The organism is Gluconacetobacter tumulisoli, from assembly GCF_014174155.1.
Classification (GTDB): Bacteria; Pseudomonadota; Alphaproteobacteria; order Acetobacterales; family Acetobacteraceae; genus Gluconacetobacter; species Gluconacetobacter tumulisoli.
The window spans coordinates 22788-49369 of sequence record NZ_JABEQM010000006.1; the positions used below are offsets into that span (position 1 = coordinate 22788).

Sequence of the window (26582 nt, forward strand, 5' to 3'; positions counted from 1 at the left end):
CCTTTTTCAGAAGGCATTCCCTTCCTCTCAACGTCACACATGGCGATCGACTTCAGTTAAGGTTTCGATGAAACGGACCACACAGCAACACTGCTGCGAAAATAGCACATCCTGAGGGTGGCAGTGTAACAGAGCGAATTCCCGACAAATTGCAGATCAACCACCACATCTAGTCGAAAATGAAAAAATAACCGCAAAATATTGAAAATTTGTGATTTGATGCAAAAATGCTATAATAATCAAAATTGTCGACTTGTGTTGCTCAAATGGCGCAATAAATTTGCGGTAGGTTTAGTGATGACCGAATGGTTCCTGCAACATGTGAGGCTTACTGCTTTTTCACCGCTCCTCAAGGCGTTGAGAAGCGAGGGCTCTGAAGCCCTATTCGAAGGCCTAACTGGAATAGAGCCTGAATTTGATGAAAAGCGCTTACAGGGAGGCTTTAGACGTCGAGCTGGTGTAGCTGGAATAACGCGGTTCGAATTGCTTGAGCAACTTCATCGGGTAGATTTGACGATGCAAGGTCCAGTTGACCCTCTCGCGGCTGCGTTAGAGGGAAGAGTAAGCGAGGCGGCACTGGGAAATATTTCCAATATTCAGGAATTTGTAGACGCGGGATGGCCGCTCTTGGATCAATGCGCTGATATTACACGTTTAGCTTTGGGTGCATTGTTATTTATTCCATATTCATCGGCTGAAGACGCCTATGCCGAGTTATCACGTAAAATAGATTGGACTACTGCTCGATATCCCAAAACGAAGGATTTTATGCTTCAAATAAATTACCCCACTGTTGTAGAAATTCAGGGGGGGATACCTTTAAATCGGATATTCTCTTGGGCCGTTGCGACTGCTCGTTTCGACCCTGCGCTTGTTATTGAACCGGCAACCTCAAATGAAGTATGGCTACAACTGACGATTGACATCAATACTGATGTAAAAAACCAAGTCGTGCTGCGTCAAGATGATTTACAGGAAATAAAGAATCAATTTATACGCCAGGCGATTGGCATGTCCAGAGGATTATTCCATGACTGATAATAAAAAATTGTCATGTGAAAATAAAAATCTATGGAAATTTTGCAGTGATAAAAAAATTTATGCTGTAGAGCGTCCCATGCTCAAGAGTTTTCGTGCAAATTCGTCAGCAATCGAGAATCGTCCGGAAATTTTTTATTCGACGGATTCTGTTGATTATAAAGAATATTCTTCATTAAACGATTTATGTATGAATTTTTCAACAACAGAGAGTGGTGTAGAGAATAATACTGCAAAATTTAATTTGATGACAGCTAAAGATTCTACGTCAGCATATGTGTTTGACGTAGGGAGATCTTTAGATCGTCTAAGCAAAATGAATGCTGAGGTGACGAAGCGAATAGGGCTGTTACAGAGCTTTAAAGGAGATGAAGAAGCTGGTTATCCTCGGCCAAGTCGTGCCGTGGTGGACAAAACAGTAACGCTTGTTTGTCAACTCTATCAAGCAGATCCTGTGCTTGAACCTCCAATGATTTCCCCCTCACTCGATGGGGATGTCCTTATCAGTTGGCGCACAGCTGGCCGCTATTTCATTATATATGTAGACCAAGACGATAAATCCGATGTTACATTCAAGTTTAGGAATTCGGGGTCTGGAAATATTGATACTAAAAATAACGCAATTATCAGAGGATTGACCCAGATAGTATCCGCTTTCCATGGAAAGCAATACTCTCCAAGCTGTGACACTTCGCTCAAATCGGGTGAGTCCACGATGAAATTAATGTCGCTTTAATGGCTTAATGTACGATGCCCAGCGTTTGGTCTTATGAAAAGCACGATTGTGATGAGAAAATCGGTCTTGTGGTATCCTACCCAAGGCATTTTCCACACGGTGTTTTTGATCCTTCTGCAACTCTAAAAAAAGACGATTTGGTAAAATGCAGTTGCTCAGTAGTGCGGTTATATTTTAGCAGCCCAAATGAAATAAATGATCAAGTAATATCGCCGCAGGCACTAAAAAATCCGAAATTTCGGCTTAGGGGAATTTTAGTTGCCTTTGAATCAGAAATAAAACAAGAAAAAAATGAAGAGGGTTGTCCGATATTCTTGGTGATACCGGATGGGATTCCAAATTTTCGGAGTCATTCAGTTCTGGGATTTGACCCAGAACTAAATATTACCTCCAAGCAGAAGCAAAGAGAATATCGAGACATTCTCGTGAGTATTTTCTACCCTCACGCAAACGAACAAGCGATTCCGGACGTGATTTTGTCCTGTTCGTCATTTTGTTCGGCCTCGTGTAGTCAACCATCAGAGCTTCGCCAAGACAGGCACGGAGGTATCATTTAATGCTTGGAAAGGCCGCCTATCCGAGACGCCGTTGCTCAGACTGAACATGTTACCTTCGCGGTCCTGATAATCGGCGCCCGCCAGGCATCTGGGGGGATCAAGCTCGGTAGCTGGCCTTTTTGATATTCTTGATGCGAGTTCCACGAAGAAAATAACGCGCGCTATCGACGGAGTACGGGGCGATGCCTGCGCGGCCGGCAAAAGGCATGTCAGCCGATCTGTCGGCGAACCGGAGAAAAGCGTTCGAAAGGATTGGACAGAGATCCACGATCGTATCGTCAATCCGTAGTTCGACGCGGTCCACTTTTGGGACCACATCGTTCCTGCGCATGGCCAGTACCTTTTCGAGCCGGACGCCGTGGATTGTGGTGATGGCCCATGCGAGGAGTGCGCGGCCTTTTCGCGGGTCGTCGCAAGCGGTCAATTGGTCGATAAACGTTTTCGCTTTTCGCAGCGTGGCGCACTCGCGCACGCGGACCGTCTTTCCGGCGCGGAACCGAACTTCGAGTTCCGGGCCGCCGGCTTCCTTGAGCCAAGACAAGAAGCAGTACACGTCGTTGGTCCTGCCGGGCCGGTGCCGTAGCCAGCTCTTCACATGACGCTGGGTCAAATCCGATGCATGCTCGATCCCGGCGGCTTCCAGTAGACCCCGCGCGGCGCTGACGTAGGACTTCACTGTGCGATCGGAGAGAGGCCTCGCTGACTGTCTAAGGGTCGCGGAGAACGCGACCAGATCTTCGTGCCAGCCTGCGTCAATCGATTCGTTCAACGCCGCCAAGGTGACTCTGCGTGCGGAATGCACGGCACCGGCCCGGGCGTCCCATGAGAGTCCAAGCCGCTTTACCAGGAATGTGACCAGCCTTTCCTGCCGGCGCAGCCCTTCGCGGCCGTGGAGATCGATCAGCGTCGTTTGGTCGATCTCCGTTGGGCGGGACAGAACACTATCCAGCGACGCGAGGAAGGTGGCGCTGGCAGCCACGCGTCGCGTCATATCGCCGGGCATGCGTCCATAGTCGAGCGACTCATGGAAAGCGATGAGGAGTTCCTTCGCCCAGGACTGCCGGAGATCTTCCGCCGCTGCGTGGACCGCCCGCATCGTGCGGCGGCGCAGCCCGCATGACGCGCAAGGTGTGAGACCGCCACCAGGAATCGTACGACCGCAGATTGGACAGCTATGGGTGACGGGCACGGCCCCTGCGCAGTCACGGCAGAGGGGATATCCGTCATCATTCCTCCGTGAAATCGGCCGGTGCCGACGGCAGACGCTGCATGTCGCATGGGTGTTACGGCGAGCGCATGGCTCGCAGATGAGACCACCGTGTGCCTCCGATCGGACGGGACGCCTCGTCGAGCGGGTGCAGGCCACACAGATCACAGGAGGGCGAGTTGCGTTGCCGCATGTCGGACAGACCGGCTTGCCGTTAACGATCCGGCCCGCCTTGGTGAACGACTTGATGCAGCGCGAGCAGATCCTGCGGGTGACGTGCGGATCAGGCATCGGTATGGACGCCGATAGCGTGCAAGATTCGGCATGCACGGAGCGCACTGTAGGCGGTCCGGTCCGTCCGGCGAAGACGGTTGATGACCGGTTCGTTCAGGATTGGTTTCCACTGCTTCCGGGCCGCCTTGCGCCGTGCTGGTAATTGGGCGACCTGCCGCGCGAGGGTTTGGGACATGGGACACCGCGCAAAGGTTCGATGGCTAGCGCCGATGGCCTCCGCGCCGAGGAAAAAATTGCGGGGCCAGTTCTCCATCCAGGCTGCCACCGTTTCCAGCCATGGCGTCCGGACAGCAAACCGCGCGTGCTCGAAACGCCGACGGTCGGCATCATCGTATGTCGTGGTTGGCGCGAGACCGAGCGCCTCACGGAGCGTAGAATATGCTGACCACGGTGCTGATGCGGCGATGAGGCCCCGGACTGTTAACGGGAGTTCGGCCCGTCCCGTTTCCAGCCATGCGAAAGCTGTCGGCCTCCGATCCGCTTGGGCCAGAAGATCAAGCAGTTGATTCTGCAAGCGTCGCGCGGACTGCGGGACGGGTCCCCCCCGAATCTCCCGCCCCCCCTTGGTAAGGTCCCTGCCGCATTGGTGGCAATCGATCAAGCGAATGGACATGGAGCGGTGCGGGATCACGGCGGCATCACAGTGCGGGCAGGCGTCCCGAAGCGGCCGACCATGACCCGAGCACCAAGTGGAGAATCCAAGTCGCCATTCCCGTCGGAAATACGGGATGCCGTCGGCGAGGCAGTTGGGGCAATACTGAAGTGCATGGCGGGTTCGCGTCCGATGGTAGATACCGGCGGACAGAATGAGCCGGCTGTCGGCGGCACTGACCGCGATGTTCGTCCCGAGGACCTCCCGCCAGCCCGTTAGAGTTGCGCCAATCACGGTTTCATAGGGAACACTAAGACGTTCGGCGATGTCGTCCAGCCAGGTTCTTGCTTCTGGGGTCCGGTTCATCCGGAGAAGGGTTTCTGGATCACGATCGAAATCGCGGTTCCAGACGGGATCGTGGTCCCAGATGAGGTTCAGAAAGCGATAAGGCGACAAGCCGTGCGCGAATGCGTTTCGGGTAAGGCAGGAGGATAGCAGTTCGCCGGGCAACGGTGGTAGGCGGCGCGTCCAGCTTTTGTTCGTCACAGGCTGCGCGCCCTTTCGTTGCGCGCATCGTCGGTTTCGACGCGGACGGATTGCAACATGTCCAGATCAATGCGATCGCGTCCGTTCCGAATAGCTAGAACCGCCGCCTCCTTGACCAGGCGTGCGATGCTGCCGATGCTGCCGTCGGTTCGCAAGCTGATGAGAGTCGCGGCCTGCTGGTCCGCCAAGCCTGAGGGGGCTGGGAGTGGTAAGACCTTCTCGAGGCTGCGTAGCAGGCGCAGGAATTCGGCATTAAGGGTCCATTTCGGTAATTCGAAGCGGTCGAGGCGGCGCTTGAGCTGTTCGTCGCTAAGAACGGCGGCTTGCGCGTCTTGGGTGCCGGCAAGGATCAGGTGCATCCTGAAGCGATTCGTCAGATCCTTGAGTTTGCCCAGGATGAGGCGTTGGTTGACGCCGGAGCCGGATAGGAGGTTGTTGATCTCGTCGCTGATAATGATCCTCGGTTCGAGCGTGCCCAGAACGGCGTAGGCCTGACGCAGCAGCAGCGCGGCTGGGTCAGTGGCTCGGTGGCAGGTCTGACAAGCTTGCAGCAGTTCCGACCACAGGTCCTTTTCCGTGGCTCCGGCCGGCATGGCCATTCGCACAACATCAACAACGAGGTCGCCGTTTTGCGTGGTTCGCGGCTGGAACTGTGACGCAAACCTTTCAAGAATAGTTGTTTTGCCGTTCCCAGGGCGGCCGAGAAGCAGCATGGCGGGAGATGTCGTAGTGCGAGGCCTGCGCACCAGATCGGCCATGGCGGCGAGCGCGGCGTTCGCTGCCGAGTAGCCGATCCAGCGATCCTCGCGGGCGAACCAGACGCGCTCTTCCACCGTCAGGTCCAGCACGTTTCGCGTGCTCGGCGCCAGATGGTGCAGTTCCTTATCCTGATCAGCAGACATTGGTTTTCCACAAGCGTTGTTCATGCTATGTGCCTTTGCATGCTAACAGTCGCCCCTTGGCTAGCGAAACAACCACTTCTTTCAGGCGTCGATGTCGTCAAACGGCTCGACAGGGATGTCGAACAGGCTCGGGACTTTCGTTGTGGGCGCTGGCGCGTCCGACTTTCTGGCATCATTGCCGGCCGGGAGTCTGACTGACGGTTTCCTGGCCGAGGCGGCGTGTCTGCGAGTATCTGCGGCGCGCTGGTGGACCTTCCGTGCGGCCTTGGTCTTTATGGCAGATTCTTCCGCGCGCTTGCGGAGGCGATCGTAAGTGCTGAATAGGAGCGGTTCGTCCACGGCCTTGGCTCCCTCGGATCGAAGTTGCCGCTGCACCGCTTTCCATTCCCAGCGGCTGATGGGCGGCCTGGTTTTGTCGAGGGTCGAAATGGGCAGATATTCTCTTCTGTCCGGGTCAAGAAACCAGACCCGAGAGATGTCGCGGGGGTCTACCCGAATCAGGAATTTCATGAGCTGTTTGGGCTGGCCCGGATCGGTCCTGCCGATCCAGTGCCTTAGTTCGTTCTCATAGTAGTGGAGGTGGTCGATGATGATGCCTCTGCGTCCCATGGTCCTCCATTCGAACGGCAGGAAGTCGAGCTGCAATCGTTGCGGGTCGCTCGGCGGTCTGGGCAGCCCGATGCGCTCGATGCCCTGTCGCCATTTCTCGATCGGAGGCATTCCGTCGAGCCGGGAGTGCGGCTGCTGGTGATAGCGGTTGACGACGTGATCGACGAGCCAGGACTCGAATTCGGCGAGCGTCATGACGGCCTTCGCGTCTGAGTCGTAGCCGGTCCGTTCTTTCGGGTTGGAGAAGGTGGCGCCCGGCAGTTCGCGGATGGCCTCGCCCAAGGTTCGCATGAGCCGTTCGATATGACCACCGTAACGCGGGGTTTTGACCCGGCGGAACTGGATGTCGATGCCGTACTCGGCGCAGGCAGTCTTCAGGACTTCGCCCCTGAATTCCTTGGCGTTGTCCATGTGGACGATGTGAGGCTTTCCGTATGCCGGCCAGTCTCCGGGAACCCCCTGTTCCCGGAGATATTCATCCTTGGGCGTCATGGCCTGGGCAATGCACCGTCCCGCCGCGAACGCGCTCGGAGCTTCCATGGAGACGACTAATCCGACGATCATGCGAGTATGGACGTCAATGGCGACGGTGATCCACGGCCTGTTCAGAGGTAGACGCAACGCCTCGTCGACGATCATGACATCGGCCTCGGAATGATCGATCTGCACGATGGACAGCGGGGCGACGGCGCCAGGAAGGCTACCGATCATCGGCCGGAACGCATCCGCCTCGTCCGATCGCCCCTGGCTTTGAAGGAGTTCCGCGCGGGGAATGGTTTTTACCCTGCGACGAATGGTGTTGGCATGAGGCGGCTCGATCCCGGCTTTCTGGCAGGCGTCCTCGACGGCCTCGATGACGTGGCTCACCCGTTTTCTTTGGGGCACCTTGAGGTTCGTTTCGATGGCGTGATCAATGATGGCGTCTAGCCTGGGATCGAGCGTCTTCTGCCCTGGCGCCGGGCCGCGCGGAGTAGGAATGAGCGAGGAGAGTTGCGGCGCGTCGTGATAGGCGGACAGCCAGTTGTAGATCGTGCGCACGCTTCTGCCGGCCGAGGCGGCCACGGCCTCGACCTGTGATCGCGGCCTCACCACGGCGCCGACAAGGGGCCTGATGATTTCCAGACGCTGCTGGGCAGTCGCGTAGGCGGGGGCGTCCGCCACGAGATCATGGGCGTTCGGCATGACGGCTGCCGTTTCGGTGGCCGGGGAGAGCGTCGCGATACGCAGGGTCTCGTATCGGCCATCGTCCGCTTTCTGGGCAAGAACGGTCTGCTCGGAGGTCTGCGCTTCGATCCGGTATCGGGCCTGCCCGACCTGGACCATCGCTCCTTTCGATATGTCGAGAAACCTGGGGTTCGGTGTCATCGGTCGGTTTCCGTTTGCATGAGGTGCTTGCGTGAATATGGATTGCAGCGCCGCCAGTCGGAATCCCGGTCAATCCAGAGGGGCGTGGTCCTGATGTCGATCTGGCCCTCATCGAGCCCCGCCATAATCCGGCGTGTGGCGACCAGCTTCCACATGTGAGGAATAGCTTGGATCCGATTTGACTCGGTCATGAACGCGGCCGCAAGCAGTCTCTGCGGCGTCGAAGGGCCGATGCCGGCGAGCGTGTGGACCAGGTGCTCCTCCATGGAATCGTCGTCCGGCAGAGTTCTGAATGGAGCCAGAAAATGATAGGCGTCGAGCGGCCAGCGATGGAGCTGGCGCTCCGTTAGGAGCTCGAAGGCCAGGCCGTTCTCGTGGGCAAAAGTGCGTCCCGCGTGCAGGCGAGGCTTGAGCGTGCGCCAGTCCCGTCGGAGGTCGGCCATGGGCTTGATCTCGACCACGAAGCCGCGCGGGCGGGAGCCTTTGTGGATTGTGAGAAAATCAGGCGTGTAGCGGGTCTGCCTGCCATTGGCTCCGACGCAGGGGATGGTGAAGGGCTGGGCGCGGATGGCGGCGAGCGTTGGGTCGAACTGCATAATGAGGAGAAAGTCGCGCTCGAGATGGGACTCATGATCTACAGACTGGCCGAGAAAGGACATGCGTCCGCGATTTCCGCGATGCCCGTAGCTAACCGTGCGCGCCGGTTTGGCTGGAACCAGTGCAAGCAATCTTTGTAATTCGTCCATTGGCGCAGTCATCCATGGTTTCTAGTGCAATTATCCGTAGTTGGAACAGGGCCGCAAAATCGACCTACAGTGCAGTTATCCATGAGAGTTTACAGTGGCAGCCGGGTCCGGCCGGGCGAGGTCAGCCTGGCCCATCGCGGCGTTCTGTTTCTGGACGAACTGCCCGAATTTTCGCGCCCTGCGCTCGAGGCCTTGCGGCAGCCCATCGAAACCGGGACGATCACTATCGCACGCGCATCCGCCCATGTGACCTACCCTGCCCGCTTCCAGTTGATTGCCGCGATGAATCCCTGCCGGTGCGGCTACCTCGGCGATGCCGCGCAGGAATGCCGGAAGGCCCCGCGCTGCGGCGAGGATTACGTGTCGCGGATTTCCGGCCCGATGCTGGACCGGATGGACGTGGCCGTGCACGTCGAACCCGTGCCGCCGTCGCAACTGGCCGGCCTGCCGACCGGCGAGACCAGCGCGGTGGTGGCGGCACGGGTTGCGGCAGCCCGTGCACGGCAGAAAGCACGCCAGAACGGCCTGTACAATGCCGAGGTCGCGCCGGACCTGTTTCCCACCGCCGCCGCCGCGCGCGATTACGCCGTGCTGGCGGCCGAGCGGCTGCATCTGTCCGCGCGCGGTTTCACGCGGCTGCTGCGGGTCGCCCGGACGATCGCCGACCTGGCAGGCGACGAGGAAATCGCGCAGCCCCATGTGGCCGAGGCCGTGGGGTACCGGCTGCGACGGCCGAACCGGCGATAGGACATCATCCGGCCAGGAAGAATTGCGTTTGTTGGGAGCGGCAGGCCGGAGGCAGTTATTCCCCCTGCCCGTTCATTCAGTCCTGGATCTACCCGACAGGACGTCCAGTCCCGCCGCCAGGTCGGCAATCAGGTCGTCCGGGTTTTCCAGCCCGATATGGAGGCGGCAGGCAGGACCGTCGTCGCCTGGCACGGGGTATGATCGGGTGATGCCGTGGGTCGTAGGCAGGACCAGACTTTCGTAGCCGCCCCACGACGCCCCCAGGCCAAACATGGTCAGGGATTCGATCATCGCGGTCATGTCCGCCATTGCGTATTCCGGTTTGAACACCAGGCCAAACAGCGCCGACGCACCGGTGAAATCGCGTTCCCACAGGACATGTCCCGGACAAGACGGCAGCGCCGGATGCAGCACGCGGCTGACTTCCGGCCGCTGGGCCAGCCACAAGGCAACATCGATGGCCGCGCGGGACTGCTTTTCCAGGCGGGCGCCCATGGTGCGCAGGCCCCGAAGCGTCAGCCAGCAATCGTCCGGCCCGGCCACCTGCCCGATCTGGATGCAGGTGTCGCGCAGCACATGCCAATCCTGTTCATCCGCGACGGATACCGCGCCGACGATGGTGTCGGAATGGCCTGACGGATATTTGGTCAGGGCCTGGATTGAAATGTCGACGCCGTGCCGGAAGGGCTGGAACACGCCGATGCCCCAGGTGTTGTCCAGCATCACCCGTGCGCCATGTTCATGGGCCACGTCAGCGATCATCCGGATGTCCTGGACCTCGAACGTATGGCTGCCAGGGCTTTCGGTGAACACGATCTGGGTATTGGGGCGCATCGCGGCGTGCAGGCCGGATGCGTCGATCGTCGGCGGATAATAGGTCGTCTCCACCCCGAAGCGGCGCAGCACGGTATTCGCGAATCGTCGCGTCGGGCCATAGACCGAATCCGGGATCAGGCAATGGCCGTTCCTGCCCAGGAAAGCCAGCAGCGGGGTCGTGCAGGCCGCCAGACCCGACGATACGATCTGGGTATGGCGTGCGCCCTCGACGGCCGCGATCGCGGTCTCAAGCTGATGCTGGATGGGCGTTCCCATCGCGCCATAGATCAGTTCATGGTCATAGCGTCGCTGGCCATTGCGCTGCATGGCATCGATCGTGGGAAACAGGACCGTCGATCCCCGCGTCACCGCCGGGTTCACGAGCGCGCCGGCCTGGTTCGTCGGCAGATCGCGGGCCACCTGGACCAGCAGCGTCGCCATTTCCCGCCATCCGCGCGAAACTTTTCGATGCAATGCGTCGCGGTCTAACGTCACGCCATCTCACTCCGTCCCGGGCCTGTCTCGATCGGCACCCCCGGGGTCGCCGCCCATTCGGCCCATGACCCGTCATAAAGGGCATGCAGGCTCCAGCCGCATGCCGCAAGACCCAGCGACAGGACGGATGCCGACAAGCCGGACCCGCATGTCGTGACCACGGGCCGGCCGTCGGTGACGCCCGCGCGCACGAAGCGTTGCCGTAGCGCCGTGCATGGCAGGAAGGCCCGGCTTTCATCGAGCAAATCGCCGTAAGGCAAACTGGCCGCACCGGGCATATGGCCCGACGGCAGGCCGGCGCGTGGCTCCGGCGCCGTGCCTTCGAACCGGCCCCGGGAGCGTGCGTCGAGGATCAGCACGTCGTCCCGTCCGATGGCATCGCGCATGTCGCCCAGCCCCCGTACCCTTCCGAACCGGGGGGCGGCCTGGAAGGTGGCGGTTGTCGTCTCGGCGGAACCGGCCTCCCCCGGCATCGGCCCCGGCTGTACCGGCCCCCCGGCACGCAGCCAGGCCGGCAGCCCGCCATCGAGGACCTGCACGCGATCCAGGCCGAACAGTCCGGCCAGCCACCACGCGCGTGCCGCCGACGCCGCGTTGCCCTGGTCGTAGAAGACGATACGGGAGTCGCCGCTGATCCCCAGGGCCCGTGCCAGCCGTTCGAATCGCGCCTGCGATGGTATCATGTGCGGCAGGGCCGAATCCGGATCCGAGAACAGCTCGATATCGAAATATCTGGCGCCGGGAATGCTGGCCTGGCTGAATCGCTGCACGGGGTCGAACTCCTCCCCCGGCAAGGCGAGCGTGGCATCGAGGACAACCAGGCCAGGTGAGGACAGGCCGTCCAGAAGTCGGGCCGGCGAAATCAGAGGATGCATGCGCAGGTCCCTCACCGGTCCGGCGCACAACAGACGCGCGCCGTCGACCGATCCTGTCCTTGTCCTTACCGGAGCGTGCGTGCGGCGATCAACTGCCATTGGTCCGGCCCCGTGCGGCCCCGCGTCATCACGACCGCGAACGAATGACGGACGCGGCGTGGCCGGGTCTTTACCGCCCTGCCGGTCTGCCACATCATCAGGTCATGCCGGATGCCGTCCGGCACCGGACGGAATGGCGGGAGCGCATGGCCGAACGCATCATGATGGGGCTGTTGCTGGGCGGGGTGGCCTTCGGGTGCGGCGCCATTCTCTATCCGTTCATGTCCGCGCTGCTCTGGGCGGCGATCCTGACATTCTCGACCTGGCCGATCCATGTCCGGTTGCGCCGGCAGTCCAGCCCTGTCCTAGCCGCGATGGGCATGACCATCCTGTCGGCGCTGGTCGTGGTGCTGCCTTTCGGTCTGGTCGTTTCCAGCAGCATCGCCGACCTGCCGGGAACCATCGAGAATTTGGTAGGCACGGTGACCCAATCGATCCACCTGCCCCCGCCGCCCCTGTGGCTGTCGCGTATTCCGCATTTCGGCCCCGACCTGGCCGATATCTGGACCCATTGGGGAACCGACCTGGGACATGCGGAACGCATGATCCGCCCCTATGCCGGCAGCATCGCGCAATCCATGCTTGCCGGCCTGATGCTGATCGCAAGCGGCCTTGCGCATTTGGGCATGGCGCTGTTCATCGCGTTTTTCTTCTGGCTGGGCGGGGATTCGCTCGGTGCTACCTTTGCCGCGATCATCCGGCGGATTGCCGGATCGTATGCCGATCGCATCCTGAACATCATCGGCCGGACCATCAGGGGAACGGTCTACGGTATCCTGGGAACGGCCATCGTCCAGGGAATCCTGACGGGGATCGGCTTCGCGATCACCGGCCTGCCCTATCCCGTGCTGTTCGGCGGGATCGCGGCGTTCGTGGCTGTCCTGCCGATCGGCGCCCCGCTGATCTGGATTCCGGGGGCTGTCGCCCTGCTTCTCTCCCATCATGTCGGCTGGGGCGTCTTTCTGATCATCTACGGAATCGTCATCATCTCCGGCGCGGATCATATCATCCGTCCCATGTTCATCTCGCGCGGTGCGCAACTGCCTTATCTGCTGACGGTTCTCGGTGTACTGGGCGGGGTGTGGACGTTCGGGGGGCTGGGGATCTTCCTTGGGCCGGTACTGCTGGGCGTCGGCTACACGCTGACGGCGGAATTCGCCGCCAATGGATCCGGGCGCGCGCGACACGGCGACCCGCTACAGGAGCCTTTTTTCGAATCATGACCCTCGCCCGTCCTTCCTCGTACGTGTCGGTTCCCCTGCCCCCTGGGCAGCGCCCGCGCCCGATCCATCTGCCCGCGACCGCAAGTGGGTCCGAACGCAAGATCGTCAGCTGGAACCTGCTGCGGCGGGTCGGCGCCACGCCGCGTGATGTCATCCACCTGATCGAGGAAGAGACACCCGATCTGCTGCTGATGCAGGAGGCGACGTCCGATTTCGATGCCCTGCCCGGCCTGATCGGCGGCTATTATGCCCGGGCCCCGCTGCCCGGCCGGATCCATGGCGTCGCGTGCTGGAGCCCGTGGCCCTTTCGTCGCCCCCCCCTGGCCTGCACGCTGCCGTCCGGGCCACTGGTCAGGCGTGTTGCCCAGATGATCGAATGCGCGCCGTTTACATTCACGGTTGCGAACGTCCATCTGTCGCACGGCCAGATCATGAACCGGCGGCAATTGCGCCGTATCGCGGAAATCCTGCCGCCGCACGCGGCCGTCCTGGGTGATTTCAATCTTGTCGGGCCCACCATGATGCCGCATTTCCGCGATGTCGGTCCGCGGGCCCCGACCCATCGCATGGTGGACATGGTGCCGATCCGTATCGATCGCTGCCTGGTTCGGGGCCTCACCTGCACCGAGGCGCGGGTGCTGGACAATTACGTGTCCGATCATCGCCCGATTACGGTCCGGCTGGAACTGTCGGGCTACAAATAAGGAAGACTACAAATAGGGAAGAAGAAGCCGGGCCCCGGCGTCGCGGATCCGGATGGGAAGCCGACGTCGGTCCAGATCGTGATGGGTCAGGCGATCGTGCCGGTGACGGACGACGAAATCGTCGATCATGCCAGCCAGCGCGTCGTCATAGGCCTCCAGATTGATTTCGAAATTCAGCCGCAGGCTCCGGACATCGAGATTGGAGCTGCCGACGAACGTCCAATGCCGGTCCACCACCATCAGTTTCGAATGATTGAACGGCGGGCTGGCCTGCCAGACCCGGCAGCCTGAATCCAGGAAGCGCGGCAGATTGGCCGCACGCGCCCAGTCGATCAAGGTGTGGTTGCTGTGCCGGGGAACGACAATATCGACCTCGATTCCACGCAGCGCCGCCAGCGCCAGTTCCGTCAGGAATCGTTCGCCCGGCAGGAAGTAGGGGGTCATCAGGCGGACGGAACGACGGGCCAGGGTGATGGCCTGCAGCATCGTGTATTCGATCTTCTCGAGGTCGGAATCCGGGCCGGCGGTGACGATGCGCGTCAGGGTCTCGCCGCTTCGACTCACGTCCGGGAAGAACGGATCGGCATGCAGGTCCTCGCCGGAGGTGAAGGACCAGTCCTGGGCGAATGCCTCGGTCAACTGGTGGATGATCGGCCCTTCGATACGGAAATGCGTATCCGAAACCGGATGTGCGGGCCGGCTGGCGATCAGGTTTTCCTGCCCGATGTTCAGGCCGCCGAGGAATCCCACGCGTCCGTCCGCCACCAGGATCTTCTTGTGGTTGCGCATGTTGATGAACGGCATGCGCCAGGGCAGCATGGAATGCATGAATCGTCCGACCGGGACGCCCGCGGCATGCAGCGCACGGGCGATGGGGCATCGGAAGTAACCGCTGCCGACGCCGTCGACCAGCACGCGGACGGCCACGCCCCGCCGATGGGCGGCGACCAGTGCGGCCACGAACCGCGCGCCCACCTTGTCGTCGCGAAAGATGTAGGAACACAGCAAGACGCTGGTGGTGGCGTTCGCAATGGCATCGAGCATCTGCGGATAGGCTTCGTCCCCATCATGCAGCATGCGGATGCTGTTCCCCGCCATCAGCGGGCGTCCGGTCAGCTTGCTGACCATGTCCGCCAGTGGGGCGAAGCCGCCCTGCTCTGCCCGCTTCCAGCGCGAGGTCAGGGTGCGACTGTGCCAGGATTGTCGCCCGATCAATTTGCGCGCCCGTCGATGGACGCGATTGATACCGAACATCGCGTAGAGCGCGCCGCCGGTCAGCGGCATCAGCACCGCGATCCCGATCCAGCCGATGGACGCGCCGACATCGCGTTTCGTCAGAAGCACATGCAGGCTGACCGTTCCCGCAACGACCACCCGCGTCGCCAGGACAAGATACAGGAACGTCTGCAGGTAAATGGGAAACATGAAACCACTTCGATCCAACATGCAGCCTGACGGGATTGCCGAATCTGCCCGGATGGGTCACCGTCGTTACGCGACGGCGTTCAGGCGGCAAGAACGGGGCATGGTAAATTCACGGCGAACGGACGGACAGGAAACGGCCGGCCCGACGGCACGGCGTATTGCCGGGGCGGCCGCATATCGGCGCGGTCGACGCGCCGAACAGGTCGCGATGGAAAGGCTGGCGGGTGAAGGCTGGACGATCCTGAAACATCGTGCCCGTACCCCATGGGGCGAAATCGACCTGGTTGCCGTGCGAGGCGGCATGATGATCTTCGTCGAGGTCAAATGCCGTCCGACATTCTCGCTGGCGGCGTCCAGTCTCGGTGCCCGCCAGATTCGCCGTCTGATCGACGCGGCGTCCATGCTGTGCGCCGAAAACCCCGGGTGGATTTATGACGAAATGCGTTTCGACGTCATGGTGGTGACGGCAGACGATACCGTTCACCAGATCGCTGACGCCTTCAGGCTGGAATAAGGGAAGAACAGACTCTCAGGTCCGGTGACGTGCCTTGCGCGCCGCCGCGTGATGTACGGCCGCATGCGGATGGTAGACAATGTTATGCACCAGTCCCCGGCTGCGGACGGTTGCCATGGCCGAGGCGTGATGGGCCAGGGTTGGCAGGGCATGGACGGGCCGGCTGTAGACCACATGCCGCACCGGTGGCGGCGCTGCGGTCAGGGCGTCGAGCGTCAGGCGGCCTGCTTCGTAATCGGTGACCAGATGCTGCGCCCGTGCCGAATGAGTTCCGACAGCCATCAGAAGGCTCCCTGTTCCGACCACGCACAGGGCGACTTTTCTGATCACGACCTGAAGCATCATTGTCCTCATCACCAACCGGGTGGGCCGAGGCTAGGCGAAAGCCCGGTGCGGCGACAAGAGCCACGTTGGAAAATGGTATAAAAAAACGGACCGGATGAATATCCGGTCCGTCCTTTCCAGCCCCGAGGCGGTGTACTCTTACGCCGATGCGGGAACGATGCCTTTTTCCTCGAACAGCTTTTCCAGTTCGCCGGTCTGGAACATCTCGGTCACGATGTCGCAGCCGCCGATGAACTCGCCCTTGACATAGAGCTGCGGCACCGTCGGCCAGTTCGAGAAATCCTTGATCCCCTGGCGCAGTTCCGGATCTTCCAGAACGTTTGCGGTCTGGAACGGGGCGCCCATGTGGGTCAGGATCTGCACCACCCGGGCCGAGAAGCCGCACTGCGGGAACAGGGCGTTGCCCTTCATGTACAGCATGATCGGATTGGTATCGATCTCGTTCTGGATACGCTGGGTAATGGTGTCAGCCATGGTTCGGTCCTGTCCGAAGGGCAGCCGGGGGCGGCCGCGCGATTGTTTTCTTATCGGGTCGTCTTATCGGTCCGGAGCACTTGTCTGCAGCGCCAGGGCATGGAGCTTGCCGCCCATATGGCCCTGCAACGCCGCGTACACGATCTGATGCTGGCGCACACGCGACAATCCGCGAAAGGATTCGCAGACCACCGTGCAGGCATAATGATCGCCATCACCGGCCAGATCCTCGATACTGATCGAGGCGTCCGGCAAGGCGGTGCGGATATAGTCTTCTATTTCCTGTGCCGTCATTGCCATCGGCGGGGAACTCCTTCTCCGGCGCGTTACGCCTACTGGTCCATCAGGGCGGGGAAAAACGCCGAATTGACCGCATTCAGCCGCGCCGTCGATATTGTGGCGCCACTGGGCAATGTCAAACCGCTGCCGCCCGAATGGCCCAGAACCCGCGTTTCCACACCGGCCTGCGTCGCGGCGAGGGTAAAGGCGTCTACGTCGCGAACCGCCACAACATATCGTGACTGATCCTCGCCGAACCAGAAAGCCTCGGGTCGCATGCCGGACTGCGGGGCCAGCAGCACGCAGCCGACATCGCCAGCCATGACCATTTCCGCCAGGGTGACCAGCAGGCCGCCGTCGGCGACGTCGTGGCATGCCAAGATGTCACCCGCCAGGATCCTTGCCCGGACGAAATCGCCATTCCGGCGTTCGGCCGCGAGGTCCAGCGTCGGCGGCGGCCCGTCCTCGCGCCCATGAACCTCGCGCAGCCACAGCGACTGGCCCAGTTCGCCCGCCGTGGCGCCCACGAGGACGAGCGTGCAATCGGCGGGCATCGACAGGCCGATCGCCGCGGTGACGTCGTCCAGCACGCCCAGCCCGCCGATGGCCGGCGTCGGCAGGATCGATACCGACGATCCATCCGGCGCACGCGTTTCGTTGTAGAGCGAGACATTGCCGCTGACGACCGGGAAATCCAGCGCGCGGCAGGCCTCGCCCATGCCTTCGATGGCCGAGACGAACTGGCCCATCACCTCGGGCTTTTCCGGCGACCCGAAATTGAGGTTGTCGGTGACCGCCAGCGGGCGCGCGCCGGTCGCGACGATATTGCGCCAGGCCTCTGCCACCGCCTGGGCCCCGCCCATGCGGGCGTCGGCGCGGCAATAGCGCGGCGTGCAGTCCGTAGTCAGCGCCAGCCCGATGGAGGTGTCCTCGATCTTGACGATCGCGGCATCCGCCGCACCGGGACGCTTGACCGTCTGTCCGCCGACCGTGCTGTCGTACTGGTTGTAAACCCAGGCGCGCGACGCCAGGTCGGGGCAGCCGATCAGGCGGATCAGGGCCTGCTCGATCCCGATCGGGTCGGTGATGGGCCCCAGCGGTGCCGGCGCGGGCGACGGCGCGGTCGGCCGGCGATAGATCGGGGCCTGTTCGGCCAACGGATCCAGCGGGATATCGGCCTCGACCTGTCCCTGGTGACGGACCACGATATGGCCGGTATCCGTCAGATGGCCGATCACCGCGAAATCCAGTTCCCACTTGTCGAAGATCGCGCGCGCAACCTCGGTCCGGTCGGGCCGGATCACGATCAGCATGCGTTCCTGACTTTCGGAGAGCATCATTTCGTACGCGGTCATGCCGCGTTCGCGCTGCGGCACGGCGTCGAGGTCGAGGTCGATCCCCACCCCGCCCTTGCCGGCCATTTCGACGGACGAGGACGTCAGGCCAGCCGCCCCCATGTCCTGGATGGCCACGATCGCATCCGTCGCCATCAGTTCGAGGCACGCCTCGATCAGCAGCTTTTCCACGAACGGATCGCCCACCTGCACGGTTGGACGTTTGGCCAGCGCGTCCTCGTCGAATTCGGACGATGACATCGTGGCGCCGTGGATACCATCGCGGCCGGTCTTGGACCCGACATAGATGACGGGATTGCCGACGCCGGCCGCGGCGGACAGGAAAATCCGATCCTGGCGCGCGACGCCCACCGTCATGGCGTTGACCAGGGGATTGCCGTCGTAGGCCGGATGAAAATTGATCTCGCCGCCCACCGTGGGCACGCCGACGCAATTGCCGTAGCCGCCGACGCCGCGCACCACCCCATCGACGATACGACGGGTCTGCGGATTGTCCGGGCTGCCGAAGCGCAGCGCGTTGAGGTTGGCGACCGGGCGCGCGCCCATCGTGAAGACGTCGCGCAGGATGCCGCCGACGCCGGTAGCCGCGCCCTGGTAGGGTTCGATGAAGGACGGGTGGTTATGGCTTTCCATCTTGAAGATGGCAGCCAGCCCCTGCCCGATATCGACAACGCCCGCATTCTCGCCCGGGCCATGGATCACCCACGGTGCGGTGGTCGGCAGCGTCTTCAGCCACACGCGCGACGATTTGTAGGAACAATGCTCCGACCACATCACCGAAAAGATGCCCAGTTCGGTCAGGGTCGGCGTGCGTCCCATGATCGACAGGACGTTGCCGTATTCATCGGCGGTCAGGCCGAATTCCTGCGCCAGGCCTTGATCGACGGGCTTCTGCCCCGCGCTACCGCTGCTCATCGGACCAGAGCCTCCACCAGCCCCTCGAACAGGGGTTTTCCGTCTTCCCCGCCCATCAGCGGATCAACCAGGTCTTCGGGATGCGGCATCATGCCGCAGATGCGCAGGTTGGCGCTCAGCACGCCTGCGATCGCGTTTATGCTGCCGTTGGGATTGCTCAGCCTGTCGCCGGGATCGACCCGGCCGTCGGGCCGGGCATATCGGAACGCAACCCGGCCTTCGTCGTCCAGGGCCCGGATCGTGTCGGCATCGGCGATGTAATTCCCGTCGCCATGTGCCATCGGGGTGCGGAACACGTCGCCCGTCGTCCAGTTGCGGGTAAAGGGCGTGTCGTTGCGTTCCACCCGCAGATGGCAATCCTGCGACAGGAACCGCAGCGCCGCGTTGCGCAGCAATGCGCCGGGCAGCAGCCCGGCCTCGGTCAGGATCTGGAACCCATTGCAGACGCCCAGGATATGACCGCCGGCTTCGGCAAAGCCGCGGATGGCGGTCATGATCGGGGCGTGGGCCGCCATCGCGCCGCAGCGCAGATAATCGCCGTAACTGAATCCACCGGCCAGCACGACCAGGTCCAGGTCCGGCAGTTCGGTCTCACGATGCCAGATCATCGCCGGGGCCTTCCCGGTCACGGTCCGGAGCGCGATCGCCATGTCCCGTTCCCGGTTCGTCCCGGGAAAAACGACGATCCCCGCCTTCATTTGCTACCGCCGCAGGGATAGGATTCATGCAGGGCGGTGAAGACCAGGCCACCAACGGGGCTGGTCAGCTGGTCCGAATGGCCTTTCAGCCATGTCACGACCTTGGTCCGCATCTCCGCGCTGCTGACGCCGGAGGCGACGCAGAAGCCGGTCGGCGCGGTCTTGTCGCCCTCGTTCTTGTCGTACACATGCGTCAGCGCCACCGCGTCCGCCAGCCCGGAAATATAGGCATCGCAGATCCCGACGCTGGGCGCGCGGGTGCAGAGCTGAAGGAACCGTCCGCCCTGAAGCGGGGATACGCGCTGGGCCAGCGCCGAGCCCGCCGGCAGGCCGAGCGCCAGACCCGCGGCAAGCAGAAGGGTGGAGCGTCCCGTGGTCATGCCACGACCTCCGTCACGAAATCCTCGATGACCAGGTTCGCCAGCAGGCCGCGCGCCATGGCATCGGCCTTCTCGCGCGCCTGGACCGGGTCGGTCTCGTCCAGCTCCAGCTCGATGACGCGGCCGATACGGACTTCGCCGACGCCGCCGAACCCCAGGACATGCAGCGCATGGGCCACGGCCTTGCCCTGCGGATCCAGCACGCCGTCCTTCAGCATGACAGTCACGCGTACCTTCATTGCATTACCTCCGGCCCCTTCATGTCGGAATTCGTGGCTTCCGGCAGGATGCCCAGCCGCCAGGCCACTTCCTGATATGCTTCCTCGACCCGTCCCAGGTCCCGGCGGAAGCGGTCCTTGTCCAACTTCTCGCTGGTCTTCGCATCCCACAGGCGACAATTATCCGGCGAGATCTCGTCCGCCAGGACGATCCGCATCTCCTCGCCTTCCCACAGACGGCCGAATTCCAGCTTGAAATCGACCAGCGTGATGCCAATGCCGACAAACAGGCCGGACAGGAAATCATTCACCCGCATCGTCAGCGCGACCATGTCGTCCAGGTCGTTCGTGCAGGCCCAGCCGAACGCCGTGATGTGCTCCTCGCTCACCATCGGGTCGTTCAGGCTGTCGTTCTTATAGTAGTATTCGATGATCGTCCGGGGCAGGCGCGTGCCTTCGGGGATGCCCAGGCGCTTGGCCAGGCTGCCCGCGGCGACATTGCGGACCACGACCTCTAGCGGGATGATCTCCACCTCTCGGATCAGCTGCTCGCGCATGTTCAGCCGGCGGATGAAATGGGTGGGAATCCCGATATCATGGAGGCGCAGCATCAGATGCTCGCTGATCCGGTTGTTCAGGACACCCTTGCCGGTGATGATACCCTTCTTGGCGCCGTTGCCGGCGGTCGCATCGTCCTTGAAATATTGGACCAGCGTTCCCGGTTCCGGACCCTCGAAGAGGATCTTGGCTTTTCCTTCATAGAGCTGACGGCGGCGGGCCATACTCGTCCTTCATACGGCTGTGGAGGCATGCCCGGGCATCCTCCCGATGAGACGTCCAACGAGGTCTCGATAATGCGAGAGCCTCATAGCAACGATTGCACGCGGAAGATACCACTCCCTTTCATGGAAACGCCGCCCTGCCCCGCAGTCATGTCGCAACGGCCCTCAGGCGGGCGTGCGGCCCAGGTCGAGGGGGCGATAGCCGACGCGGTCCGGGGCGCCCGCGGCGAAATACCATGAGGCGGATGCGTTCCGGTCCGCCGGAATGCCTATGGCCGAGGAACTGCACGTTCCGAAACCCGACCGTGGGGGGATGTTCAGCTCGCTGCCCGCCGGCAGCGAGCGGTCGGACAGCAGCCGCGTCCAGGACGTCCAGTCCGGTGGAACGGGGCGCGTCGCCTCTCGGAAACGGGGAAGATGACGGCCGATCCGCGGAATGGCCATGTCGTCCGGCCCGGTGGTCGCGGCCATGTGGACGCCGGGTTCCAGTGTCGCGACCTCGGGGGTCGCATAACCCAGTCCCGAAATGTAATACGCGGCGTGGCGGTCGGCGATGACCATGTTGAACGACCGCCAGGCCCCGGCATCCAGCGCCGCGATGGCCAGCATCGCATCAGTCGCCTTGTCGTGTTCCAGCGCGATCAGCGGCAATTCGCCGCGCGATCGCTTGCCCGGTGCCGGGCCCAGACTGCCGACCCGGTTCATGACGCCGGCGACGACGCCGTCGTCATTCAGGGCCAGCCACGACCCGCCGGCGACGCGGTCGCGCCCGCCGACGATCGCCGGCCGTTCCGGCCAGTGCCGACCCGGCGGGTCCCAGGGACGGTCCAGGCGTTCGTCACGGTTTGCGGCGACCAGAAGCGGCCATGCGGAACCAGGGGCAAAGGACAGGACGATGGTACACACGGTTCTCTCTTCTATCCTGAGCGCCGCCCCGGTTGCGGCCGTGGATTGCGGTCAGCCCGCGCGGGAGGGTCCGGTCTCGCCGAAGACGCGGGCATAGGTGTGGTCCAGCGCCTCCAGATGGGCGTCACTGTTCATCGCGGCATCCAGAACCGCCGGCGCCACACGCCCGGCGACCTCGGGATCGGCCGCGAGGTTTTCGCGGAAGCTGCGCCCGTCGGGCTTGCCCAGCATGGTCCAGGTAGCCATCGCGTTGCGCTGGACGATGCGGTAAGCATCCTCGCGCAGGATGCCCGCGCGTGCCAGGGCCAGCAGGACTTCGCCGGAATGGACGACCCCGCCGAGGCTTTCCAGGTTGGCGATCATGCGATCCGGATAGATCACCAGCTTGTCCATCATGCCGGCCAGGCGGACCAGCGCGAAATCCAGGCCGATGGTGCCGTCGGGGCAGATGTTGCGTTCGACGGCCGAATGGCTGATGTCGCGCTCATGCCACAGGGCCACGTTCTCCAGCGCCGGGATGACGTGGGCACGCACCAGGCGCGCCAGACCGGTCAGGTTTTCCGACAGGACCGGGTTGCGCTTGTGCGGCATCGCCGACGACCCCTTCTGGCCGGGATGGAAGAATTCTTCCGCCTCCCGCACCTCGGACCGCTGCAGGTGCCGCACCTCGACCGCCAGGCGCTCGATCCCGCTGGCGATCACCGCCAGCGCGCAGAAATAGGCCGCATGGCGGTCGCGGGGAATGACCTGGGTCGACACGCCCTCGGGCGCCAGGCCCAGGCGCTCGGCCACGAATTCTTCCACCCGCGGATCGACATGGGCGTAGGTGCCCACGGCGCCCGAAATCGCGCAGGTCGCGATTTCGGCGCGCGCGCGCAACAGGCGTTCGCGATTCCGGGCGAATTCGGCGTAATGCCCCGCCAGCTTCAGACCGAACGAGGTCGGTTCGGCGTGGATCGCGTGGCTTCGGCCGATGGTGATCGTGTATTTATGTTCGAACGCGCGGCGCTTCAGGGCGTCCAGCACCGCATCCAGGTCGGCCAGCAACATGTCGGTCGCCTGCGTCAACTGGACGGACAGGCAGGTATCCAGCACGTCCGACGATGTCATGCCCAGATGCACGAAGCGGCTGTCCGGCCCGATCTTTTCCGCAAGCCACGTCAGGAAGGCGATGACATCGTGCCGGGTCTCGGCCTCGATCTCGTCGATCCGGTCCAGGTCAGCCTGCGAGAACGCGGCCATCGCGGCATCGCCCTTTTCCCGCACGACCTTCGCGGCTTCGGCGGGCACGGCGCCGTATTGCGCCATGGCCTCGCACGCCAGGGCCTCGATCTCGAACCAGATGCGATACCGGTTCTCGGGGGCCCAGATGGCGGCCATGGCGGGACGGGTATAACGCGGAACCATCGTGGTCAGCTTCCTCTTGTCGGCAAATGCGGGCGGGCCGCCCCTTTAGCCGATTTCCGCCGCCGCGTCTCCTGCCGAAAAGGGCAACCCTTGCGGAAGCCCGCTCGCGGTGGGCAAGATCACGGCGCGCGTCATCGCATTGGGCGTGCTATCCCAAGCCGGCCCGCATGAAGCAGTCGAGATCCTTTTGCCGATGATTATGTTTTCATGAGCGATATTTTTTCGCTCTCCGCCCTCGCCTCGCTCCTGCAGGTTATCCTGATCGACTTGACCCTCGCGGGGGATAACGCCGTCGTTATCGGGATGGCTGTCCGCGGGCTGCCGGCCGATCATCAGCGCAAGGCCATCCTGTCCGGCGTCGCGGCGGCGGCCCTGATCCGGATCGGACTTGCCATCGTCGCAGTCAGGCTTCTGGCCATCATCGGCCTGACCCTGGCGGGGGGATTGCTGCTGCTCTGGGTCTGCTGGCGGATGTATCGCGAATTGCGCGGACCGCATGATGGGGCTGCGGGCGGGATGTCCCGGCCCCCGGCCTCGCTGCGCACCGCGATCATCAGGATCGTGGTCGCCGACCTGTCGATGAGCCTGGACAATGTGCTGGCGGTCGCCGGTGCGGCGGGCGAGCATATATGGGTCCTGATCAGTGGCCTGGCGGTATCGGTGCTGATGATGGCCGTCGCCGCGGCGCTGATCGCGCGGCTGCTGGAACGCTATCGCTGGATCGCCTGGGTCGGCCTGCTGATCGTGCTGGGCGTCTCGATCGAATTGATCGTCAAGGGGGGCGGCGAAATCTGGCATTCCGTGGCATGATCGCGTTTCCCCGCCATCAGGTCATGCCGGCCCATGCAGCGCGTACGACATCCGCCCACCCTATCGCGGGCCGCCCGACCCCGGGTTGACAGGGCCGGCCGGTGCCTGGCCTGGCTGGGCGTCGCGACCTTCGCCATGTTCCCTGCCGGCGGCCACGCCGCGTCCGCCCCGTCCCCGCCCCCGATCGTCGCCGAGGACGCCGATGTCGCGGCGCGGTTGGATCTCTATTTGCGCCTGCTGTCGCCACAGGGCGGCACGATCGCCGAATATGTCGCGTTCCTGGCCCGGACACCGGCATGGCCGCGGCATCAGGCGATGGTGGCCCGTCTTCTGGCACAAATGGGGGCCGGTTTGCCCGAGCCCGGCATGGACGACGCCTGCGTGACGCTGCCATTGACCTCGGCCCCGGCCCTGGTCGCCTGCGCGCATCGCCCGGTACCGGCGCGGGATCTGCCGGCCCGCGCGCGGCGCGCCTGGATCGCCGGTATCGATTCGCCCCGGGACGAGGCAATCTTTCTCGCCGATTTCGGCGCGTCGGTGACGGCCGACGACCAGTGGGCGCGGTTCGGACGGCAGGAACTGGCCGGACATATGGATGATGCGGCCCGGCAGGTCGGGCGTCTGGATGCCGGGTACCAGGTCCTGGCGCAGGCGCGGCTTGCGTTGCGACGCGGTCGGGCGGACGCGCCTGATCTTCTACGCGCCGTGCCGCCGGGCCTGTCCGGCGACCCGGTCCTGATTCTGGACCAGGCCAGGTGGCTACGCCGGGCCGGGCAGTTTGACGACGCCTATGCGGTGTGGGTCCATTCCGGCCTGGCGGCGGAACGGCGTGCGCGCCTGCCCGCCTTCTGGGCGGAGCGCGAGGCGCTGGCCCACGACATGCTGCTGGCCGACAATGACGACGCGGCGCTCGCCCTGGCATCGGCCACGGATGACATGCCCCCCGTCGGCCGGGATGAAGCGCGTTTCCTGGCAGGCTGGATCCTCTTGCAGCGGCGGCATGATCCGCGGGCTGCCGAAGCGCAGTTCCGGCCCCTGTGCGATGCCCGGGCGCTGATTGCTCGCAGCCGGGGATTCTACTGGACCGGCCGCGCGCTGGAGGCCGCCGGCGATCTGCCTGCCGCGCGCGCTGCCTGGACCGAGGCGACGCGCATGCCCGGTACATTCTATGGCCAGATGGCCCTGTCCAGGTTGGGCGGCGATACGTTCAATCCCCTGCTGTTTCCGGCACGGTCGGGTGAAGGGCTGCGCGACCTGTTGCGGCGACAGGCCGAACCGGCCTGGACGCGCGCCGACATGGCGCGTTTCGAGGGCAGCGACCTGGTCCAGGCCGCACGAATTCTGGCCGCGCGCCAGGATGTCGCGCACGCGCGCGATTTCGTCCTGTTGCAGGACGCACGGACCGATACTCCTGCCGGGCATGCCTTGGCCGCGATGCTTGCCCTCCGGCTTGGCATGCCCGATGTCGCGGTCGCCGTTGCGCGCCGCGCGGGGCGCGAGGGGATCGCGCTGCTGCAATCCGGCTGGCCCAGCCCCGTTTTCCCCGATCCGGTCCTGCCGCCATCGGGGGACAATCTGCCGCCCGGCTTCGTGATGGCGGTCATCCGGCAGGAAAGCGGGTTCGATCCCGCCATCGTCAGTCCGGCGGGGGCCTACGGCCTGATGCAGCTTCTGCCCGCGGCGGCGCGGGACGTGATGCGACAGGCCCGCATGGCCAGCGGCCCGGTTACGGCCACGGCCCTGATCGATCCCGGCCTGAACATGCGGATCGGCACGACCTATCTTTCCCGTTTGATGCAGAAATTCGGCGGTGCGATTCCCTACGTGCTGGCCGCCTATAACGCCGGACCACACCGGGCGGACAAATGGCTGGGGCAACTGGGGGATCCGGCCAGGGGTGCGCCGACATCCGATGCCATGCTGGACTGGATCGAGAGCATTCCGTTCGCGGAAACCCGGGGCTATATCCAGCGGGTGGAGGAAAGCATGGCCATCTACCAGGCCATGGCTTCCGATTCCCGGTCGGAGGCGACACCATGACCCCTGCCCGCCTGATCGCCAGTTTTGGCGGCTGCGGCTTTTCCCCCAAGGCCCCCGGCACGGTGGGGTCGTTTGCCGCCCTTGTGTGCGGGGTGCCTTTGCTGTCCAGTCCCGTCCTGATGGGGGTGGCGATCCTGCTCTGTTGCTGGATCGGATATCGTGCGACCGAACGGGTCAGCGGCGGCGAGGACCATGGATGGATCGTGATCGACGAGGTCGCTGGCATGTGGATCGCCATGCTGCCCCTGGCGCCCGTCGATCCCCTGCACCTGCATGGACGGGACATCCTGATGCTGGTTCTGGCGTTCGCACTGTTCCGTCTGTTCGACATCACCAAGCCCGGCCCGGTGGGCTGGTTCGATCGGCGTCACGATTCGGTCGGGATCATGGGCGACGATGTCGTTGCCGGACTGCTTGCCGCGTCGATCCTGCTCGTCCTCCGTTACCTGCCTGCTCTGTCCTGACCCGACCGCGAGGCCGCCC

General features: G+C 63.0%; 26 protein-coding genes and 1 pseudogene. 9 read left to right on the forward strand and 18 right to left on the reverse strand.

The features are described 5' to 3' along the window. Positions 1-219: 219 nt before the first annotated feature. Together HLH28_RS08650 and HLH28_RS08655 are read left to right on the forward strand one after the other, a co-directional pair. The gene (locus HLH28_RS08650; RefSeq protein ID WP_182957740.1) at positions 220-1038 is read left to right on the forward strand and encodes a hypothetical protein; all 819 of its coding nucleotides are present in this window, start codon (positions 220-222) and stop codon (positions 1036-1038) included. Further along, on the forward strand, positions 1031-1774 hold the full coding sequence (locus HLH28_RS08655; protein WP_182957742.1) for a hypothetical protein: 744 nt from the start codon (positions 1031-1033) through the stop codon (positions 1772-1774). The genes HLH28_RS08650 and HLH28_RS08655 overlap by 8 nt, the downstream gene beginning before the upstream one ends. A gap of 654 nt (positions 1775-2428) precedes the next feature. Here the strand turns inward: HLH28_RS08655 and HLH28_RS08660 are convergent. From HLH28_RS08660 to HLH28_RS08680, 5 genes are all read right to left on the reverse strand, one after another. Beyond that, positions 2429-3427: a hypothetical protein gene (locus HLH28_RS08660; RefSeq protein ID WP_182957744.1), complete on the reverse strand. Its 999-nt coding sequence runs from the start codon at positions 3425-3427 to the stop codon at positions 2429-2431. A 394-nt stretch (positions 3428-3821) separates the two neighbouring features. Continuing rightward, on the reverse strand, positions 3822-4970 hold the full coding sequence (locus HLH28_RS08665; protein WP_182957746.1) for a TniQ family protein: 1149 nt from the start codon (positions 4968-4970) through the stop codon (positions 3822-3824). Next, the gene (locus HLH28_RS08670; RefSeq protein WP_182957749.1) at positions 4967-5872 is read right to left on the reverse strand and encodes a TniB family NTP-binding protein; all 906 of its coding nucleotides are present in this window, start codon (positions 5870-5872) and stop codon (positions 4967-4969) included. The genes HLH28_RS08665 and HLH28_RS08670 overlap by 4 nt, the downstream gene beginning before the upstream one ends. A gap of 81 nt (positions 5873-5953) precedes the next feature. Continuing rightward, entirely contained in the window at positions 5954-7846 is a 1893-nt protein-coding gene (locus HLH28_RS08675) for a Mu transposase C-terminal domain-containing protein (RefSeq protein WP_182957752.1), read from the reverse strand. Beyond that, entirely contained in the window at positions 7843-8592 is a 750-nt protein-coding gene (locus HLH28_RS08680) for a TnsA endonuclease N-terminal domain-containing protein (protein WP_182957755.1), read from the reverse strand. The genes HLH28_RS08675 and HLH28_RS08680 overlap by 4 nt, the downstream gene beginning before the upstream one ends. Positions 8593-8685: 93 nt before the next feature. On the opposite strand from HLH28_RS08680, the pseudogene HLH28_RS08685 reads away from it, so the two are divergent. Next, positions 8686-9339: pseudogene (locus tag HLH28_RS08685) on the forward strand (ATP-binding protein); the annotation flags it as partial. Between the two features lie 72 nt (positions 9340-9411). On the opposite strand, the gene metC reads toward HLH28_RS08685, so the two are convergent. Then, complete coding sequence (metC, locus tag HLH28_RS08690) at positions 9412-10596, reverse strand: cystathionine beta-lyase (RefSeq protein ID WP_182957758.1); 1185 nt, start codon at positions 10594-10596, stop codon at positions 9412-9414. Positions 10597-10646: 50 nt separating this feature from the next. Continuing rightward, positions 10647-11525, reverse strand: a complete 879-nt coding sequence (locus HLH28_RS08695) for a sulfurtransferase (protein ID WP_182957761.1) — start codon at positions 11523-11525, stop codon at positions 10647-10649. 245 nt (positions 11526-11770) lie between these two features. Here HLH28_RS08695 and HLH28_RS08700 point away from each other — a divergent pair, with 245 nt between their 5' ends. Together HLH28_RS08700 and HLH28_RS08705 are read left to right on the forward strand one after the other, a co-directional pair. Next, entirely contained in the window at positions 11771-12847 is a 1077-nt protein-coding gene (locus HLH28_RS08700; protein WP_182957764.1) for an AI-2E family transporter, read from the forward strand. Beyond that, a complete protein-coding gene (locus tag HLH28_RS08705) occupies positions 12844-13551 on the forward strand; it encodes an endonuclease/exonuclease/phosphatase family protein (protein ID WP_182957766.1) in 708 nt (235 codons plus the stop codon). The genes HLH28_RS08700 and HLH28_RS08705 overlap by 4 nt, the downstream gene beginning before the upstream one ends. A gap of 6 nt (positions 13552-13557) precedes the next feature. Here HLH28_RS08705 and cls read toward each other — a convergent pair whose 3' ends face one another. Continuing rightward, a complete protein-coding gene (gene cls / locus HLH28_RS08710; protein ID WP_182957769.1) occupies positions 13558-14976 on the reverse strand; it encodes a cardiolipin synthase in 1419 nt (472 codons plus the stop codon). A 100-nt stretch (positions 14977-15076) separates the two neighbouring features. On the opposite strand from cls, the gene HLH28_RS08715 reads away from it, so the two are divergent. Beyond that, positions 15077-15490: a YraN family protein gene (locus HLH28_RS08715; RefSeq protein ID WP_182957771.1), complete on the forward strand. Its 414-nt coding sequence runs from the start codon at positions 15077-15079 to the stop codon at positions 15488-15490. A 15-nt stretch (positions 15491-15505) separates the two neighbouring features. Here HLH28_RS08715 and HLH28_RS08720 read toward each other — a convergent pair whose 3' ends face one another. The 10 genes from HLH28_RS08720 to purB all read right to left on the reverse strand — a co-directional run bounded on the left by HLH28_RS08720 (position 15506) and on the right by purB (position 23249). Continuing rightward, positions 15506-15772 carry a hypothetical protein gene (locus HLH28_RS08720; RefSeq protein ID WP_246395868.1) on the reverse strand — a complete coding sequence of 89 codons (267 nt, stop codon included), beginning with the start codon at positions 15770-15772 and terminating at the stop codon, positions 15506-15508. A gap of 201 nt (positions 15773-15973) precedes the next feature. Further along, positions 15974-16309, reverse strand: coding sequence for a Grx4 family monothiol glutaredoxin (grxD, locus tag HLH28_RS08725; protein WP_182957774.1), 336 nt, complete (start codon positions 16307-16309; stop codon positions 15974-15976). 63 nt (positions 16310-16372) lie between these two features. Then, entirely contained in the window at positions 16373-16609 is a 237-nt protein-coding gene (locus HLH28_RS08730) for a BolA family protein (RefSeq protein ID WP_182957777.1), read from the reverse strand. Between the two features lie 32 nt (positions 16610-16641). Next, on the reverse strand, positions 16642-18858 hold the full coding sequence (purL, locus tag HLH28_RS08735) for a phosphoribosylformylglycinamidine synthase subunit PurL (RefSeq protein WP_182957779.1): 2217 nt from the start codon (positions 18856-18858) through the stop codon (positions 16642-16644). Next, positions 18855-19556: a phosphoribosylformylglycinamidine synthase subunit PurQ gene (purQ, locus tag HLH28_RS08740; protein ID WP_182957782.1), complete on the reverse strand. Its 702-nt coding sequence runs from the start codon at positions 19554-19556 to the stop codon at positions 18855-18857. Before purQ ends, purL begins: the two co-directional genes overlap by 4 nt. Next, the gene (locus HLH28_RS08745) at positions 19553-19936 is read right to left on the reverse strand and encodes a Rap1a/Tai family immunity protein (RefSeq protein ID WP_182957785.1); all 384 of its coding nucleotides are present in this window, start codon (positions 19934-19936) and stop codon (positions 19553-19555) included. Before HLH28_RS08745 ends, purQ begins: the two co-directional genes overlap by 4 nt. Beyond that, entirely contained in the window at positions 19933-20175 is a 243-nt protein-coding gene (purS, locus tag HLH28_RS08750) for a phosphoribosylformylglycinamidine synthase subunit PurS (protein WP_182957787.1), read from the reverse strand. The genes HLH28_RS08745 and purS overlap by 4 nt, the downstream gene beginning before the upstream one ends. Then, positions 20172-20936, reverse strand: a complete 765-nt coding sequence (purC, locus tag HLH28_RS08755; RefSeq protein ID WP_182943712.1) for a phosphoribosylaminoimidazolesuccinocarboxamide synthase — start codon at positions 20934-20936, stop codon at positions 20172-20174. The genes purS and purC overlap by 4 nt, the downstream gene beginning before the upstream one ends. 165 nt (positions 20937-21101) lie before the next feature. Next, a complete protein-coding gene (locus HLH28_RS08760; protein WP_182957789.1) occupies positions 21102-21842 on the reverse strand; it encodes an NRDE family protein in 741 nt (246 codons plus the stop codon). A 51-nt stretch (positions 21843-21893) separates the two neighbouring features. After that, on the reverse strand, positions 21894-23249 hold the full coding sequence (gene purB, locus HLH28_RS08765; RefSeq protein ID WP_182957791.1) for an adenylosuccinate lyase: 1356 nt from the start codon (positions 23247-23249) through the stop codon (positions 21894-21896). Positions 23250-23456: 207 nt separating this feature from the next. Between purB and HLH28_RS08770 the strand changes: the two genes are divergently transcribed. The 3 genes from HLH28_RS08770 to HLH28_RS08780 are packed head-to-tail and all read left to right on the forward strand — an operon-like array spanning position 23457 to position 26563. After that, complete coding sequence (locus HLH28_RS08770) at positions 23457-24059, forward strand: YjbE family putative metal transport protein (RefSeq protein ID WP_182957793.1); 603 nt, start codon at positions 23457-23459, stop codon at positions 24057-24059. A gap of 33 nt (positions 24060-24092) precedes the next feature. Then, the gene (locus HLH28_RS08775; RefSeq protein WP_246395870.1) at positions 24093-26099 is read left to right on the forward strand and encodes a lytic transglycosylase domain-containing protein; all 2007 of its coding nucleotides are present in this window, start codon (positions 24093-24095) and stop codon (positions 26097-26099) included. After that, a complete protein-coding gene (locus HLH28_RS08780) occupies positions 26096-26563 on the forward strand; it encodes a phosphatidylglycerophosphatase A family protein (RefSeq protein ID WP_182957795.1) in 468 nt (155 codons plus the stop codon). The genes HLH28_RS08775 and HLH28_RS08780 overlap by 4 nt, the downstream gene beginning before the upstream one ends. Positions 26564-26582: the final 19 nt, after the last annotated feature.